This is a genomic window from Acidovorax sp. JMULE5 (assembly GCF_013376875.1).
Classification (GTDB): domain Bacteria; phylum Pseudomonadota; class Gammaproteobacteria; order Burkholderiales; family Burkholderiaceae_C; genus Acidovorax; species Acidovorax facilis.
In genome coordinates this window covers 4,872,524-4,888,778 of record NZ_CP035951.1, presented here as the reverse complement: position 1 = coordinate 4,888,778, position 16,255 = coordinate 4,872,524, and the positions used below count along the sequence as shown (strand labels likewise).

15 protein-coding genes are annotated in these 16,255 nt (G+C 65.1%); 2 read left to right on the top strand and 13 right to left on the bottom strand.

Features of this window, described 5'->3' with window-relative positions; all coding sequences use genetic code 11:
- Position 1: 1 nt before the first annotated feature.
- The 3 genes from folE to EXV95_RS22255 form a co-directional block, all read right to left on the bottom strand.
- Positions 2 to 730, bottom strand: coding sequence for a GTP cyclohydrolase I (gene folE, locus EXV95_RS22265; protein ID WP_055399357.1), 729 nt, complete (start codon positions 728 to 730; stop codon positions 2 to 4).
- Positions 731 to 927: 197 nt separating this feature from the next.
- Complete coding sequence (gene clsB / locus EXV95_RS22260) at positions 928 to 2,166, bottom strand: cardiolipin synthase ClsB (protein WP_176888536.1); 1,239 nt, start codon at positions 2,164 to 2,166, stop codon at positions 928 to 930.
- A 132-nt stretch (positions 2,167 to 2,298) separates the two neighbouring features.
- Positions 2,299 to 3,036 carry an endonuclease/exonuclease/phosphatase family protein gene (locus EXV95_RS22255; protein WP_176888535.1) on the bottom strand — a complete coding sequence of 246 codons (738 nt, stop codon included), beginning with the start codon at positions 3,034 to 3,036 and terminating at the stop codon, positions 2,299 to 2,301.
- 176 nt (positions 3,037 to 3,212) lie between these two features.
- Here EXV95_RS22255 and EXV95_RS22250 point away from each other — a divergent pair, with 176 nt between their 5' ends.
- The gene (locus EXV95_RS22250; RefSeq protein ID WP_176888534.1) at positions 3,213 to 4,964 is read left to right on the top strand and encodes a response regulator; all 1,752 of its coding nucleotides are present in this window, start codon (positions 3,213 to 3,215) and stop codon (positions 4,962 to 4,964) included.
- A 31-nt stretch (positions 4,965 to 4,995) separates the two neighbouring features.
- Here the strand turns inward: EXV95_RS22250 and EXV95_RS22245 are convergent, their stop codons facing one another.
- The 6 genes from EXV95_RS22245 to EXV95_RS22220 form a co-directional block, all read right to left on the bottom strand.
- The gene (locus EXV95_RS22245) at positions 4,996 to 5,841 is read right to left on the bottom strand and encodes an aldolase/citrate lyase family protein (protein WP_176888533.1); all 846 of its coding nucleotides are present in this window, start codon (positions 5,839 to 5,841) and stop codon (positions 4,996 to 4,998) included.
- A gap of 10 nt (positions 5,842 to 5,851) precedes the next feature.
- Positions 5,852 to 6,667 carry a 2-oxo-hept-4-ene-1,7-dioate hydratase gene (hpaH, locus tag EXV95_RS22240; protein ID WP_176888532.1) on the bottom strand — a complete coding sequence of 272 codons (816 nt, stop codon included), beginning with the start codon at positions 6,665 to 6,667 and terminating at the stop codon, positions 5,852 to 5,854.
- A 147-nt stretch (positions 6,668 to 6,814) separates the two neighbouring features.
- Positions 6,815 to 7,810, bottom strand: coding sequence for a Bug family tripartite tricarboxylate transporter substrate binding protein (locus tag EXV95_RS22235; RefSeq protein WP_176888531.1), 996 nt, complete (start codon positions 7,808 to 7,810; stop codon positions 6,815 to 6,817).
- Positions 7,811 to 7,868: 58 nt separating this feature from the next.
- Positions 7,869 to 8,828 carry a fumarylacetoacetate hydrolase family protein gene (locus EXV95_RS22230; protein ID WP_176888530.1) on the bottom strand — a complete coding sequence of 320 codons (960 nt, stop codon included), beginning with the start codon at positions 8,826 to 8,828 and terminating at the stop codon, positions 7,869 to 7,871.
- Complete coding sequence (locus EXV95_RS22225) at positions 8,825 to 9,706, bottom strand: extradiol ring-cleavage dioxygenase (protein WP_176888529.1); 882 nt, start codon at positions 9,704 to 9,706, stop codon at positions 8,825 to 8,827. The genes EXV95_RS22230 and EXV95_RS22225 overlap by 4 nt, the downstream gene beginning before the upstream one ends.
- Positions 9,707 to 9,739: 33 nt before the next feature.
- Positions 9,740 to 11,203 carry an aldehyde dehydrogenase family protein gene (locus tag EXV95_RS22220; protein ID WP_255484839.1) on the bottom strand — a complete coding sequence of 488 codons (1,464 nt, stop codon included), beginning with the start codon at positions 11,201 to 11,203 and terminating at the stop codon, positions 9,740 to 9,742.
- Between the two features lie 167 nt (positions 11,204 to 11,370).
- Between EXV95_RS22220 and EXV95_RS22215 the strand changes: the two genes are divergently transcribed.
- Complete coding sequence (locus EXV95_RS22215) at positions 11,371 to 12,276, top strand: LysR family transcriptional regulator (protein ID WP_176888527.1); 906 nt, start codon at positions 11,371 to 11,373, stop codon at positions 12,274 to 12,276.
- A 47-nt stretch (positions 12,277 to 12,323) separates the two neighbouring features.
- On the opposite strand, the gene nudB is transcribed toward EXV95_RS22215, so the two are convergent.
- From nudB to EXV95_RS22195, 4 genes are all read right to left on the bottom strand, one after another.
- Positions 12,324 to 12,791 carry a dihydroneopterin triphosphate diphosphatase gene (gene nudB / locus EXV95_RS22210; RefSeq protein ID WP_176888526.1) on the bottom strand — a complete coding sequence of 156 codons (468 nt, stop codon included), beginning with the start codon at positions 12,789 to 12,791 and terminating at the stop codon, positions 12,324 to 12,326.
- Positions 12,792 to 12,809: 18 nt separating this feature from the next.
- Positions 12,810 to 13,625 carry a CsgG/HfaB family protein gene (locus EXV95_RS22205; protein ID WP_370460279.1) on the bottom strand — a complete coding sequence of 272 codons (816 nt, stop codon included), beginning with the start codon at positions 13,623 to 13,625 and terminating at the stop codon, positions 12,810 to 12,812.
- A 154-nt stretch (positions 13,626 to 13,779) separates the two neighbouring features.
- Positions 13,780 to 15,582: an aspartate--tRNA ligase gene (gene aspS / locus EXV95_RS22200; protein WP_176888524.1), complete on the bottom strand. Its 1,803-nt coding sequence runs from the start codon at positions 15,580 to 15,582 to the stop codon at positions 13,780 to 13,782.
- Between the two features lie 40 nt (positions 15,583 to 15,622).
- Positions 15,623 to 16,246: a DUF502 domain-containing protein gene (locus EXV95_RS22195; RefSeq protein ID WP_055399363.1), complete on the bottom strand. Its 624-nt coding sequence runs from the start codon at positions 16,244 to 16,246 to the stop codon at positions 15,623 to 15,625.
- Positions 16,247 to 16,255: the final 9 nt, after the last annotated feature.

Below are 16,255 nucleotides of genomic sequence, written 5' to 3'. Positions count from 1 at the left end.
GTCAGTTCTTTCCAGGAATGAGGGACAAAAATTCACGACGCAGAGCGCTGTCCTTGAGGAACACGCCGCGCATGACCGAGTTGATCATCCGGCTGTCGTTGTCCCGCACACCGCGCCAGGACATGCAGAAGTGGCTGGCTTCCATGACGATGGCCAGGCCGTCGGGCTGGGTCTTTTCCATGATCAGGTCGGCCAGTTGCACCACGGCTTCTTCCTGGATCTGGGGGCGGCCCATGATCCAGTCCACCAGGCGCGCGTACTTGGACAGGCCGATCACGTTGGTGTGCTCGTTGGGCATCACGCCGATCCAGATCTTGCCGATGACGGGGCAGAAGTGGTGGCTGCAGGCGCTGCGCACGGTGAGCGGGCCTACGATCATCAGCTCATTGAGGTGCTCGGCGTTGGGGAATTCGGTGATGGGCGGCTGCGCCACATAACGGCCCTTGAACACCTCGTTGAGGTACATCTTGGCCACGCGGCGCGCGGTGTTGTTGGTGTTGTGGTCGCCCTGGGTGTTGATCACCAGGCTGTCGAGCACGCCCTGCATCTTGACTTCGACCTCGTCGAGCAGCTTTTCCAGCTCGCCGGGTTCGATGAATTCGGCAATGTTGTCATTGGCGTGAAAGCGCTTGCGGGCGGCGGCAAGTCGTTCGCGAATCTTCACGGAGACAGGCGTGCCTTCATCATCCGGCGGGGTGGGCGTCATATCGGCGGCGGGTTGGCTGGACATGGTCAGAATCGTAACAGCGAACGCTGGCGCATGGATTTCAAGGGTTTTAGGCATCCAGCGCTTGATGGACAAGCGCAAAAAGCTATCAAAACAATAGCACAATGCCTTGCAGGATTCCGTCGTTCATGCCGCCCGCCCACGGCCCAGGCGCAGGCAGACGGCGCGTGCGGGGCGCGCAGCGCCCCATGGGGGCCTGCTCAATACCTGTTTCCGGTAACCCACAACGCCAGCCGCATGAGGCCAAAGGCAACGCGGTCGAGCACGCGCTGGCGCAGGGGGCGGCCTGCGTACCGGGCCGGGTCCATGCGCCGACCAGCATGCTGCATGGCATGCACCAGGCGCTGGCGCAGGTCGGTGGCAAAGGCGGCGTCTTCCACCACCACGTTGGCCTCGCGCGCCAGCAGCAGGCTCAGGGGGTCGAGGTTGGACGAGCCCACGGTGGCCCAGGGTTTGTCGCCCAGCGCGTCGATGACAGCCACCTTGGCGTGCAAAAAGCTGGGCGCGTATTCATGAATCTCCACCCCCGCCTCCAGCAGCGCGCCGTACACCGGCCGCGCCGCGTGGTACTGCATGAAGTATTCATAACGCCCCTGCAGCAGCAGGCGCACGCGCACGCCCCGGCGCGCAGCCATCACCAGCGCACGGCGCAGCTTGCCGCCGGGCATGAAATACGCGTTGGCGATGATCACTTCGTGCCGCGCCGCGCCAATGGCTTTGCGGTAGGCCTTCTCGATGCGGCTGCGGTTGCGCACGTTGTCGCGCAGCACCAGCGCAGCCCGCATGGGCGGGCCTGCCTCGGCGACCCGGGCCGCGTGCTGGGCGGCGCTGGCCGCGCGCAGGGCCTGCAAGGCTTCGGGCAGGCGGCGCTGGCGCGCGTCGCGCACGGCCTGCATGCGCCACCACAGCTGGTCCATGGTCTCGCTGGCCGACGCCACCAGGCTGCCCGTGGCCAGCACCGCAAAGTCAAAGCGCGGCGCATCCAGCGTGCCGTAGTTGGGGTCGTGGAAATCATCCAGCACGTTGATGCCGCCGCAAAACAGCATGCGCCCATCGACCACACACAGCTTGCGGTGCAGCCTGCGCCACCGGTGCGGCAGCAGCAACCCCAGCGGGCCGAGCGGCGAGTACACGCGGTATTGCACGCCGGCCGCCTGCAGGCGCTGCGCCCAGTCGTGCGGCAAGGCGCCGGTGCCCACGCCGTCTACCACCAGCTGGGTGCGCACGCCGCGCTGCGCCGCGCGCATCAGGGCCTCGGCCACCGCCGCACCGGCACCGGTGAAATCAAAAATGTAGGTCTCGAACTGGATGTCCGACAAAGCCGCATCCATGGCCTCGATCAAGGCAGGGAACAGCTCCTCGGCCCCCTGCAGCAGGCGCACCTGGTGGTCATCGGCAAACTCGAATCCACGCAGCGTGGCGGAAGACTTTCTTCTCATCTCTGCAGGCCGCCACCAACTCGCGGCGAAACTGGCGCGGCCAAGGCGCGGGACACCAAGCAAGGGCCGCCCCGCAGCGTGGGTGTCGTCCCCCTCAGGGGGAAGGCGCCGAAGGCGACACAGGGGGGAGCATCACAGCCTGAACTCAGCAATCAGCGGCAAATGGTCGGACATGCGCCACCAGATGCGGCCCTTGGGCACGTGCAGGGACAGCGGCGTCAGGCCCCGCACATAGACATGGTCCAGTTGCGCCAGCGGCAGCCGAGCCGGGTAGGTGAAGGTGCGCGGTGCATCAAACTCGTACAGAAAATAGCCCGCGAGCATGCGCTTGATCTGCTGGCCCCAGTCGTTGAAGTCTCCGGCCACCACCAGGGGCGTGCCGGGTGGCACCTCGCGTTCGATAAAACGCTGCAAGCGTTCGATCTGGCGGATGCGGCTGCCCGGGATCAGCCCCAGGTGCACCACGATCACATGTACGCGGCGGCCATGGGTGTCTACCTCCACGTGCAGCAGCCCGCGCTGCTCGAAGCGGTGGTCGGAGATGTCTTCGTGCTGGTGGCCGATCACAGGCCAGCGGGACAGCAGGGCATTACCGTGCTCGCCGTGTTTGGTGATGGCGTTGGTGCGGTACACCGCCTCGTAGCCCTCGGGGGCCAGGAACTCGGCCTGGGGCAACTCGGGCCAGCGCTGGAAATACGCCTGTTCCCGCCGGTGAAGTTTGCGCACCTCCTGAAGGCAGACGATGTCGGCGTCGAGCTGCTCCACCGCCAGCCCCAGGTTGTGGATCTCCAGCCGGCGCGCCGGGCCGATGCCTTGTACGCCCTTGTGGATGTTGTAGGTGGCTACCCGCAGAATGTCGTCGTGTTCCATGAGCCTCATTGGAGTAGTTGAGCGCGCTTGCCAGTCCCCGTTCCGGGCCTGCGATGGGGGATTGTGTCGCAAGCCGCGCACGCAGCGGGTTTGCCCGGCATTTACGCGGTGCGGGCCGCCCTTACACTGGGGGCTTCCCCTATCCACGCCAGCAGCAGGGCCGGTACACACCACCGATGGCAACCGAGAAAGAACAATCCGCCCCACCCCAGGTGCTGGCCTTGATTGTTGACAGCAATGCCACATCACGCAGCATTCTGGTGGGGCAGCTGCGTGAGTACGGCGTGACCCGCATCGTGCAATGCAGCCGTGTGCAGGACGCACGCAACCGGCTGGAGCACACCGTGTTTGACTACGTGCTGTGCGAACAATACTTTGGCGAAGGCGGCTACTCGGGCCAGACCTTGCTGGACGATCTGCGGCGCGCACAGCTGCTGCCGTTTTCCACCGTGTTTTTCATGGTCACGGCCGAGGCGTCGTATGCCGCCGTGGCCGAGGCCGCCGAGTCGGCGCTGGACGGGTATCTGCTCAAGCCATTCACCCCCAGCGCACTGTTTGAGCGCCTCAGCCTGGCGCGGCTGCGCAAGATCCATCTGCGCCCCATTTTTGACGCCATCGAGGCCGAAGATTTTGAGCGTGCCGCCCAACTGTGTGTGGAGCGATTTGAGTCTCGCCAACCCTATTGGCTGTATGCCGCGCGCATTGGCTCCGAGTTGCTGCTGCGCCTGGGCCGACATGACGAGGCCCGCACGCTGTTTGAAGCCGTGATTGCCGCGCGCGCCCTGCCCTGGGCCAAGCTGGGCGTGGCACGTGCGCAGATCGAGTCGGGCCAGGCAGCGCGCGCCATCACCACTCTGCAGGAGCTGATCGGCGAAGACGCCTCGTTTGCCGATGCCTACGACGTGCTCGGCCGCGCGCAGGTGGAGCTGGGCAATTTCTCGCAGGCCATCGAAACCTACCGCACGGCCAGCGGCCTGACGCCGGATTCGGTGGTGCGGCTGCAGAAGCTGGGGATGATGTCGTACTACATGGGCGACCGCGAAACCGCCACCAAGGTGCTGGCGCGGGCTGCCATCCTGGGCATCGACTCCAAGCTGTTTGACTTCCAGTCGCTGGTGCTGCTCACGTTCTCGTACTTTGCCGAGAACGACCGCAAGGGCATCGAACGCTGCATGGCCGACTTTGGCCGCATTCTGGAGCGCCACCAAGGCAGCGCCCGCGTGCAGCGTTTTGCCGAGGTGGCCCGCACGCTGCAGCTCATCCAGCAGCGGCAGTTCTCGCAAGCAGTGGAGTCGGTGCGCAGCATGGCACGCGAGATCACGGCCAGCAGCTTTGATTTCGAGGCCGCTTGCAACCTGGGCAGCCTGCTGGCGGTGCTGGCCGTCACGTCGATTGATCTGGCCGACGGCGAAGGCTGGGTGCGTGCGCTGGGCATGCGCTATGCCAACACGCGCGGCCTGACCGAGCTTCTGGCCAATGCCTGCAACCTGCACACGCCGTATGGCGACCTGGTGCGCGAATGCCTGGTCCACATCAACAAAACCGCCGAGGCCGCCATGGCGCAAAGCCTGCACGGAGACCCGACCGGTGCCGTCCATCATCTGCTGGCAGAGGCCGAGCGAACGCTCAACTCCAAGCTGGTGGACATGTCCCAGCAGGTGCTGCTGCGCCACCGGGCACGCATGGCCTCGCCCGAGCCATTGCAGGAGGCCATTGACACGCTGCGCGCCCGCGTGGGCTCCACCCCGGCACGGGCTATCCTGGGGCAGGACAGCGAGCGGCACCCCGGAGGCGTGGCCATCCGCTCGCGCAACGCCGCCGAGCCAGCTTCAGCGGCCCGGCCGCCGCTGGGCGACGATCCCAGGGCTCCTGCCAGCGCTGCGCCAGACAATCCAGCGGACAAGCTTCGGCTGCGGCCACCAGGGTAGCCCCCGGTCGCTGGCCCTGCGCCTGCCAGGATCAGTACGCGGCCACCGATCGTGCATTGCGGGAGGGATCCAGGCTCACCGGCCTGCCGTAGCGTGCCGCCAGATCCCGCGTGGCCGCCACCAGGACGCTGGTGTCCACCCCCACAGCGACGAAGACGGCGCCCAGCTCCAGATAGCGGCGTGCCAGCTTCTCGTCGGCCATCAGAATACCCGGGGCCTTGCCCGCTGCCAGCACGCGGCGTATTCCGTCTTCGATCACGGCCTGGACATCGGGGTGCCCAGGGTTACCTACGTGTCCCATGCTCGCCGACAGATCCGCCGGGCCAAAGAAGACGCCATCCACCCCCGGCGTGGCGGCGATCGCATCCAGGTTCTGCATGGCCAGCGTGCTCTCGGCCTGCACCAGCAGACAGACCTGGGCATTGGCCTCCGTGAGGTAGCCCGGGTAGCGCATCCACTGCGAGGCACGCGCCAGGCCTGCACCCAGGCCACGGATGCCGCCTTGCCCGTCGTCTTGGGGGTAGCGCATGGCGCGCACCAGCTGCGCGGCCTGTTCGGGGGTATCCACCATGGGCACCAGCAGCGTCTGCGCACCAATGTCCAGGTACTGCTTGATCAACGCCGTGTCGCCCACGGGCACGCGCGTCACCGGGTGGGGCCCGGTGCCCAACAGGGCACGCGCGCTGGCAATACCCTGCAATTGGGCAAGCATGAGCGGCACATCGTTGGGGGCATGTTCGCCATCGAGCAGCAACCAGTCAAAACCGGCACCCGCCACCAGTTCGGCCGCATAACCATGGGCCAGGCCGAACCACAGGCCGATCTGCGGCGTGCGTGCAGCCAGGGCTGCCTTGAAGGTGTTCACAGGGGTGTGCATACCCAAGCCCTCAAACAAAGCGAAAAGCGATATTGCCCAGCGGCCCGTAGTCCGCATGGAAGGTATCGCCCGCTGCGGCGGCCACGGGGCGCGTGAAGGAACCACCCAGCACCACCTCGCCCGCCGCCAGGCCTTCTCCATACGGGGCTAGCTTGTTGACCAACCACGCCACGCCCGTAGCCGGGTGGTTGAGCACGGCAGCCGCCAGCCCGGACTCTTCGATCACGCCGTTCTTGTAGAGCAGTGCGCCACACCAGCGCAGGTCCACCGTATCAGGCCGCACCGGGCGTCCGCCGGTGATGATGCCGGCGTTGGCGGCGTTGTCGGAGATGGTGTCGAACACCTTGCGCATCACTCCCGTATGGCGGTCGTGCTGTTCGATGCGCGCATCGATGATCTCGATGGCAGGCACCACGTACTCGGTGGCGGCCAGCACGTCGAAGATGTTTACCGGAGGGTGCCCAGGTTCGCCACGCAGCGGCTTGTTGAGCACGAAGGCCAGCTCCACCTCCACGCGCGGCAGGATAAAGCGCTGCAGGGGTATGTCGCCACCTTCGGCAAAAAACATGTCGTCCAGCAACGTGCCGAAGTCAGGTTCGGTGATCTGGCTGGCGACCTGCATGGCGCGCGAGGTCAGCCCGATCTTGTGGCCGCGCACCGTGCGCCCCTCGGCGATCTTCATCGCCACCCAGGCCCGCGAGATGGCATAGCCGTCCTGCACCGTCATACCGGGGTAGCGCCTGGAGAAATGCTCTACCTGCACGCGGGTCTTCTCGGCCTGGTGCAGTTCACGGGCCAGTTGCTGGATCACTGCGTCGTCAAACATCTGTTGTTCTCTCTTCAGGGTTGTGCACCGTGGCAACCGCGCGAAGACCGGCGCGACCAAGGCCAGCGGCCGCCGCGCAAGGGCCGCCCCGCCGCGCTGGCGGCGTCCCCCTTGAGGGGGAAGGCGCGAAGCGACTCAGGGGTGTATTCAAGACTCAGCGGTGAAGCCAATGGCCTTCACGATGGGGCCCCACTTCTCGCCATCGGCCTTGAGCAGCGCCGTCAACTCGGCCGGCGTGGACGAGCGGGCCTCCAGCCCCATGGCAGCCAGCCCGGCGATCACCTCCTTGTCGGCCAGCGCGGCACGAATGGCGATGTTGGCCTTCTGCACCAGATCCGCAGGTGCCTTGCCCGGCAGGAAGAAACCAAACCACTCGCCGTAGACCATGTCCTTGAAGCCCTGCTCCACCAGTGTGCTCACACCGGGCACGAACTTGTTGCGTGTAGCGCCCGAAGTAGCCAACAGACGCACCTTGCCGCCCGCCAGGTGGGGCAAGAACTCACCCACAGGCGCCGACACAGCGGCAATCTGGCCGCCCATCAAATCCAGAATGGCAGGCTGCGATCCGCGAAAGCCCACGTGCCTCATGTCCACCTTGCCGGCGCGGGCGATGAGTTCACCCACGAAGTGAGGGACCGAGCCTGGCGCAGGAGAGCCAAAATTTGCGCCGTTCGAGTTGGCCTTGCACCACTCCAGAAACTCCGGCACGGTCTTTACCGACGCTGGCACCTGTGGCCCCACGGCAAATCCCATGTCGAACACCACGCCCAGCGAGACGGGGGTGACATCAACCGCCGGGTCGTAGGGCAGCTTTTTGTAGGTGTGGGGGTAGATGCCCAACATGGACATGGGGGTGACCAGCAGGGTGGCACCGTCTGCCGGAGCTGCCTTGAGCGTCGCAATGGCGATCTGCCCGCCTGCCCCGGTCTTGTTCTCCACCACAGCCGACTTGGCGTAGGCCGGTGCCAGCTGGGTGGCCACACGGCGGGCCAGGGTGTCTACCGTGCCGCCAGCGGCAAAACCGGCCAGTATCTTGACGGTGTCGATGGACTGCGCACGGCCCATCAGCGGCAAAGACCCAGCTGCGCCCGCCAGCGCAAATTGCAAGACATTGCGGCGCGAAGCGGAAAAGGAAGGTTTCATGGTTTGTCTCCAGGTTGTTGTGGCGTGATCAAGGGGAAGCAAAAGCAAAGGCGGAGCACTATGGCGATGGGGTCCGCCCTCTTGCCGCCTGCCGGTAGTTGGCTTTCAAGGGGTCGGGCACCCGTTCGTCAAATCCAAAGGCGACGCGCCGCACTTCGGGGCTGTCGGTGGGCTGGTGCCCTACGCCCAGGGCTGATGCGCGCGGCGCCGGGATGGCAACCACCGTGCCTGCCAGGCGCCCCAGGCCTGTGATCTCGCACTCCACCAGATCGCCCGGGTCTACCGAGCGCGAATGGCAAGGCGTCCCCATCAGGATCACGTCACCCGGCACCAGGGTGATGTGGCGTGCGATATCGGCCACCACGTAGTGCGGGCCCCAGATGGTCTCGTCGCCGATGTGCGCCTCCTGCACCACCAGACCGTTGCGATAGGTGCGCAGCGTCTGTTCGAAAATGTTCACGCCGCGCACAATGCCGGGGCCGATGGGCAGCAGCGTGTCCGCGCCTTTGACACGCAGCATGCTGCCCTGGTCGGTGTCGCGGTAGTTCTGCAGGCCCATGTCCAGGGCAGGGCAAAAGCCTTCGATGTAGTCCCAGGCTTCATCGGGCAACACGTTGCGGCAGGTCTTGCCAATGACAATGGCGTATTCGCCTTCGTAGTTGAGGTACAGGCTGTCAGCGGGCTTGTGGATCTCGCAGCCATGGCCGTTGACCGAAGTCGGCGGCTTGGTGAAATAGGTGGGCGTCTCGGTCGGCCTGGGCTGGTTACGCGTCTCGAAGCTGCGCGAGCTGTACGAGATGTGCACCGCGATGATCTTGCTGGGCGACACGGGTGGCAGGTGCTGCACGGTCGCCAGGTCCACCGTGCGACCATCGTCCAGGCGCAACTGCCCTTGGTACGTGCCCTCTTCCACGATGGTGCCCCAGCAGGCACTGCCACCCACCAGAACGCGGCGGCGCTCCATGCGCGGTCCACGCATCACGGCGGGCAGTTCTTTCAGCGGGAATTCGAAATTCATGCCGCCACCTCTTGCATATCGAACCACATGTGCACATTGCCGGTGCCGCGCGCGTTCTCGTAAGCGGACAGCGTCTCACCCCGCGCGCGGCAGTCCGCGCCCCCCATGGCCCCCACCATCTGCAGGTAGTGGGCGCCAAAGGCCTCCCAGGGGAGCTTTCGGTATTCGTCTTGCCAACGGTCGAGCACAGCGCCGTGGCGGCCCTGCTGCAGCAGCTCGATCGCACCCTTGTCACTCGCAATGTTCTCTGGGCGCGAGACATTGCTCTCATGGAAGATGCGCGGGTGGTTGGGCTTCCAGTCGATGGGGTTGAACTTGTGGCTGAGCGCACCGGAGGCAAGCAGCGCCACACGCAGGTTGCTGCGGCGTACGGCCTCGCCAATGGCCTCCCCCGATTTCACGAAATGCGTCCAGTCGCAGTTCTGGCATGAACTCACGGTGACAACCGGCGTGTCGCTGTGCTCCAACCGCAGGTGCTTGACCAAGTTGATGGTGGCGTACTGTCGGCCCAGTTCGGGATGGTTGATGACGCGGTTGTAGCCCCCCAGTTCGCGCGAGACGGCCTCGATCTCTAGCGCCAATCCTGGATGGCCCCGGTAGTTGTAGGGCACGCCGTGCAGATACCAGGGCATCTCATCCGAGATGTAGCTGCCCTGATAGCGTGAGGCCCCATCCACCAGGTGGTAGCCCGTGGTGAACCAGTGTGAATCGAAGATGACGACCACGTCAGGCCGGGCTTCGGCGAGCTTGGCGCGCAGCCGGGCATAGCCGGGGATAAGGTCCGAGTCGGCCCCCGCGCCCTGAAGCACGCGAAACTCTTCGCATTGCATCAGGCCGGGATGGTGCGAGACGATGGCTGCGCCAACAATGCTTCCCATGGTGGTGTTCTCCTGCATGTGATTGGGGTGGGGTCAGCGATGGCTGAAACTTGCGCGGAACGGCTTTTTGGGCAGCACCACATCCTTGACATCGCAGAAGAACTCGAAGCTCCAGTCCCCGCCCTCGCGGCCCACACCGCTGCGCTTGATGCCGCCGAACGGCGCAGCCAGGTCGCGGATGCCAAAGCTGTTGACCCAGATGAAGCCGGTACGCACCTGCTGCGCCACGGCGCTCGCATGCTCCACCTCGCCGTAGCAGACGCCACCCAAGCCGTAGTCCGTTCCGTTGGCCAGGGCAATGGCTTCGTCGTCGCTGTCAAAGACCTGCAGGGTGAGTACAGGTCCGAAGACCTCGTTCTGCACGATCTCGCTGTCCTGGCGTACCCCAGCCAGCAGCGTGGGCTGGTAATACTGCGCACCGAAGGAATGGTGCGCGCCACCCCAGAGCAGCGTGGCGCCATCGGCCACGGCGCGCTGCACAAAACCGTGCACGCGCTCGACCTGGCGCGGGTGAATGATCGGACCGACCTCGGTGGCCTCGTCGCGCGGGTCGCCCACGGTGAGTTTTTCCACATGGCCGCGCAAGGCCGCCACGAAGACGTCGCGCACCTTGCGGTGCACCAGGAAGCGGGTGCCTGCCAGGCACACCTGGCCAGCGTTGCGGTACATCAGTGCGCCGGTGGCAGCGGCATTGTCGATGTCGGCGTCCTCCAGCACGATGAAGGCCGACTTGCCACCGAGCTCCAGGCTGCAAGGCACGAGGTTGGCCCCGGCAGACTGGGCAATCCACTTGGCCGTGGGGACCGATCCGGTGAACGAGATACGCGCCAGGCGCGGGTCGCTGACCAGGCGCGCACCGGTGCTGGCGCCCGCGCCCTGCACGATGTTGAAAACCCCAGGTGGCAGGCCGGCGGCGTACGCACAGTCGGCCAGCAGGCTGCTGGTCAGCGGTGCCCATTCCGGCGGCTTGACGACCACACAGTTACCCGCAGCCAGCGCAGGTCCTAGCTTCCAGGTAGAAAGCATGAGCGGGGCATTCCAGGGTGTGATGATGGCCACCACACCGGCCGGATCGTGGCGCACGAGGTGCGTGGCCTGCTCCGTCTCTATGGGCCTGTCTTGCAGCGTGAGCGCATGCTTGGCGAACCAACTGATGTTGAGCATGGCGCGCGGCACCACGCCGTGCTTCATGCGCGAGAGCAGCACGCCAGCATCGTTGGATTCGAGCGTGCAGAAGGCCTCGGCGCGTTTTCCAATCTCGGCGGCGAAACGATCCAGGTAGGGTTTTCGCTCCGCCGCCGTGAGCGCGCTCCAGTCCGGGAAGGCACGCGCGGCCGCGGTGACAGCTGCGTCCACATGGGCGGGCGATCCTTCGCTGATGGAGCCCAGCAGCGCCTGGTCGATGGGCGAGTGCAGATCGAACCGCATCTCGGACGCAACGCGCTGGCCGTCGATGTAGTGGTGGGGCGACACCGCGATGCCGGCGACATTCAGCATGTCATTGCTCAAGGGAGTTCTCCAGTCAGACAACAGAGCCGGGCAACCTTGCCCGATCCGTCGCGAAGTATCTGCAGCGCCTTCCTTGACCACAATCAATGCTTTATGACGGATTGTGAAGATGTTCTAATGAATGGCCTGATCCCAGCGATTCACCCGCAACAGCCATGTCTCTGCCCCATTTCACGCCACGCCAGCTCGAAGCCTTTGTCAACGTGGCAGAACTGCGCAGCTTCGCGGCCACCGCAGAGCGTTTGGCCCTTACGCCGTCTGCTGTAAGCCAACTCGTGAGCGAGTTGGAAGACGCGCTCGGCTTCAAACTGTTTGAGCGCAGCACGCGCAGGGTTGACATCACCAGCGCGGGGCGGGAGTTTCTGGCCTCGGCAGAGTCCGTGCTCAAGCACCTGCGCATGGCGCAGTCGGCCGCCAGCGATGTACGCAACCGCGCAGCGGGCATTGTGCGAATCGCCGCACCACTGGTCGTCGCCAGCGTGATCCTGCCCAAAGCCATCAAGGCCTATACACAAACCAGGCCCAAGGTGCACATCCGCATTCGCGACGTGCCGGTGGAAAAACTCGTCGATGCGGTCGCCAGCGGCGACGCCGATCTGGCCCTGGGTCCGGATCGCGCCTGTGGCGATGACATCGTGCGTACCCAGCTCTTCGAGAGTCCCTGGGTGCTGTGGTGTGCGCCCACCCATCCCCTGGCCCACAAACGCAGCGTGACCTGGGAGCAGCTGCACGCCTACCCGCTGGTGGCTGCCGGGCGGGATCACGAACGCAGCGTGGCGCAGATGCACACCGGGCTGCCCAGCGAGCAGCGCGTGACCCCCGTAGAGATCGTGGACAACATCTCCACCGCCATGGGCCTGGCTGCCGCCGATGTGGCCGCTACGCTGGCGCCCGACTATGTGGGTGCACTGGCCAAGCCACTCGGACTGGTGCGCCGCCGCATCCTGTCGCCCGAAGTCATGCGCTACGTGTGCCTCTACAGCCCCGCACGGCGGGCCACCTCGCCTGCAGCGGAGGGCTTCGCAGACCACCTGATCCGCATCCTCGCCCAGCGCAAGTGAGCTACAGGCGCCGCCGCGCGCAGTGCGGGGCGCGCTCCAACGTCTGCCTACACAAAACGAGGAAGCAGCAAACAGGCCTCGGCATTGGAGGCCGAGAAGCAGCGCTCGGCCGCGCGCTGCCACGGCAACCATTCGAAAGCATCGTGTTCACGAGGACTCAGCACCACGGGCGTAGCTGCTGGCACACACAAGCCAAACACCCGCTCGCGATTGCGCACCACCCCCGGTGCATATCGGTGCAGCCATTGCGGCCAGATGTCGTAGACGTTCTCCAAGGCCCAGTCGGTCAGCAGGCAGCCGGGCGCCCTCGCGTCAATGCCGGTTTCCTCGGCCACTTCGCGGCGGGCGGTTTCTTCAAAAGGCTCATCAAGGCGGTCTTTACTCCCGGTGACAGATTGCCAGTGCCCATCACCGCCCGTGCGGCGGATCAGCAGCACCTCCAGGGCGGGCGTGTGGATGACCACCAGCACCGACTCTGGAAGCTTGTAGGGCCTGTGCTGCGCTGTCGGCACCATGGGCGACACCTTCCCTCTTTACCCGGCCTTGGAACGCGGGGCTGAAGTGGTGGGAACGGGCGGCGGCAGCTCCTTGGCCTGCAGCGCCCTGACCTGCACCACCAACTGGTTGTGTGCGTCCAGGAAGGCCGCGGCAATAACCTTGCCCTCGTTGGTATTGCTCCAGCCCGCACCCGCCGCGCCCCCGAGCTTGCCGAACACGAGCCCGCCCACGCCGAGGTCAGTGGTGCGTGCAGACCCGGTGGCCGCGGCAACCTGCTCAGTGGTTTCGTTGTCGGACAGCAGCAGTGCCGTTTGCGCCTCCTTGAATTTGACCTGCTCCACCATGCCGGCCAGGCCCGCGATGTCGCGCAGCACCGGAATCATGGCAATCACACCCGCCAGGCCCCGTCCCGCGTCCTGCTCACTGAACGTGAGGCTGGGTGTGAGCGTGTACTGCGCCTCGTAGCCCTTGCCCTTTGCCACGGTGGAGTTGTTCTTGCGCAGCACGCCGGAGTCCTTGAGGTCCTGCTCCTGGATGGTTCCGCGCAGCCCGGCCGACCGGTCCACCACACGAAAGCAGCCACTTTGCTGGGCCAGCAGCTTGACCAGGGGCACGGGGGATGGCGGGAGGCTGTAGCCCGAACCCATGGTGTAGCCGCTGGGGTTTTCTGCCAGCGCCAGCGTGGCCACGGGCGCCTCGCAGCGCACCAGTTCGCGCGCAGCGTTGCTGGCCCCTGCCGGCCCTGCCGAGCCAGTGACCACGGAACCGCCCTGGCCCAGTTCGGTCTTCTTTTCGCCGCAACCTGCCAGGGCCAGCAGCACGGCGCCCATCCACAAAGCCTGGGTCGTCATTGAACGCATGGAAAGTGTCCTTTCAGTGCCAGCGCCACATCGCCGTGGGCATGGGCTGGCCAAGAAAAAAGCGGCGCAGGCTGCCAAGCCCTTGCCGCTTTGTCGTGCGATGCCACGAGAGTGGATCCGCGCCGGGTTCGGGGAAAGCCCCGGATCAGGCTGCCTTGACAGCGTCGATGTTGCGCAGGCGGATGTGCAGCTCGCGCAACTGCTTTTCGTCCACGGGCGAAGGCGCCTGCGTGAGCAGGTCCTGAGCGCGCTGGGTCTTGGGGAAAGCGATCACGTCACGGATCGATTCCGCACCGGTCATCAGCGTGATGAGGCGGTCCAGACCGAAGGCCAGACCACCGTGTGGGGGCGCGCCGTACTGCAGGGCATCCAGCAGGTAGCCGAACTTGGCCTGTGCGTCTTCGGGTGTGATCTTGAGCGCATCGAACACCTTCTTTTGCACATCGGCGCGGTGGATACGCACCGAGCCACCGCCCAGCTCCCAGCCGTTGAGCACCATGTCGTAGGCCTTGGCGATGCACTTGCCGGGATCGGTGGCCATGAACTCTTCGTGACCGTCCTTGGGGCTGGTGAAGGGGTGGTGCACGGCCGTCCAACGGTCTTCTTCCTCGTCGTGCTCGAACATGGGAAAGTCCACCACCCACAGCGGTGCCCAGCGGTTTTCAAAGAGACCGCTCTTCTTGCCGAACTCGCTGTGGCCCACCTTCAGGCGCAGCGCGCCGATGGAGTCGTTGACGATCTTTTCCTTGTCGGCACCGAAGAACAGCAGGTCACCGTCCTGCGCACCCGTGCGCTTGAGGATTTCAGCGATGGCCGCGTCATGCAGGTTCTTCACGATGGGCGACTGCAGCCCTTCGCGGCCCTGGGCCACTTCGTTGACCTTGATCCAGGCCAGGCCCTTGGCACCGTAGATCTTCACGAACTCGGTGTAGGCATCGATCTCACCGCGCGAGATCTGTGCGCCGCCGGGCACGCGCAGGGCAACCACACGGCCGCCTTTGGTGGTGGCGGGAGCAGAGAAGACCTTGAAGTCCACGTCCTTCATCACTTCGGTCAGCTCGGTGAATTCGAGCTTCACGCGCAGGTCGGGCTTGTCCGAGCCAAAGCGGAAAGCCGCTTCCTGGTAAGTCATGATGGGGAATTCGCCAAGGTCCACGCCCAGTTGCTGCTGGAATACCTCGGTGATCATGCGCTGGAAGATCGCACGGATTTCTTCTTCGCCCAGGAACGACGTCTCGCAGTCGATCTGCGTGAATTCGGGCTGGCGGTCGGCGCGCAGGTCTTCGTCGCGGAAGCACTTGGTGATCTGGTAGTAGCGGTCGTAGCCAGCCACCATCAGCATCTGCTTGTAGAGCTGGGGCGACTGGGGCAGCGCGAAGAACTGGCCGTCGTGCACGCGGCTGGGCACCAGATAGTCGCGCGCGCCTTCGGGCGTGCTTTTGCCCAGCATGGGCGTTTCGATGTCGATGAAGCCTTCCTTGTCCAGGAAGTTGCGCACCTGGATGGAAGTCTTGTAGCGCAGCATCATGTTGCGCTGCATGTGCGGGCGGCGCAGGTCCATCACACGGTGCGTGAGGCGCGTGGTTTCCGACAGGTTCTCGTCGTCCATCTGGAACGGAGGCGTGACCGAGGGGTTGAGCACGTTCAGCTCATGGCACAGCACCTCGATCTGGCCGCTCTTGAGCTTGTCGTTGGTCGTGCCATCCGGACGGGGGCGCACCAGGCCCACCACCTGCACGCAGAACTCGTTGCGCACGTCTTCGGCGGTCTTGAACATCTCGGCACGGTCAGGGTCGCACACCACCTGCACATAACCTTCGCGGTCGCGCAGGTCGATGAAGATCACACCGCCATGGTCACGACGACGGTTCACCCAGCCAGACAGGGTAACGGTTTGGCCCATCAGGGCTTCGGTCACAAGACCGCAATAGTGGGAACGCATGGCCATGGCAGAAACTTCCGGCGCCCAAGGGGCGCGTTAAAGGGATTTACTTACTGTGGGAAACAAGCGTGGGGTCAGCCGGAGCGACCACGCCCATCGAAACAATGTATTTGAGGGCGGCGTCCACGCTCATGTCGAGTTCGACGCAGTCGCTCTTGCGCAGCATCACAAAATACCCGCCGGTGGGGTTAGGCGTGGTGGGCACATACACGCTCACGAATTCATCGCGCAGGTATGCCGCCACCTCGCCGTTGGGCGCACCAGTGACGAAGGCCACGGTCCAGACGCCCTCGCGCGGCCACTGCACCAGCACGGCCTTGCGAAAGGCATTGCCGCTTTCGGAAAAAAGCGTGTCGGACACCTGCTTGACGCTGGAATAGATCGAACGCACCACCGGGATGCGGTGCACCACCGCATCGCCCCACTGCACGAGCTTGCGGCCTGCGAAGTTGCTGGCGACGGCACCGACCACCAACAGGATCAGCAGCGTGAGAACCACGCCAAAGCCCGGGACGTGAAAGCCCAGCAGCTTGTCGGGATGCCATGCAACAGGCAGGATCTGCAGGGTCTGGTCCAGCGTGCTCACGATCCAGTTGAGCACCCAGGCCGTGATAACCCCTGGCACGATCACCAGAAGGCCGGTCAACAGCCACTTGCGCAAGGCAGCCATGAGGGTCAC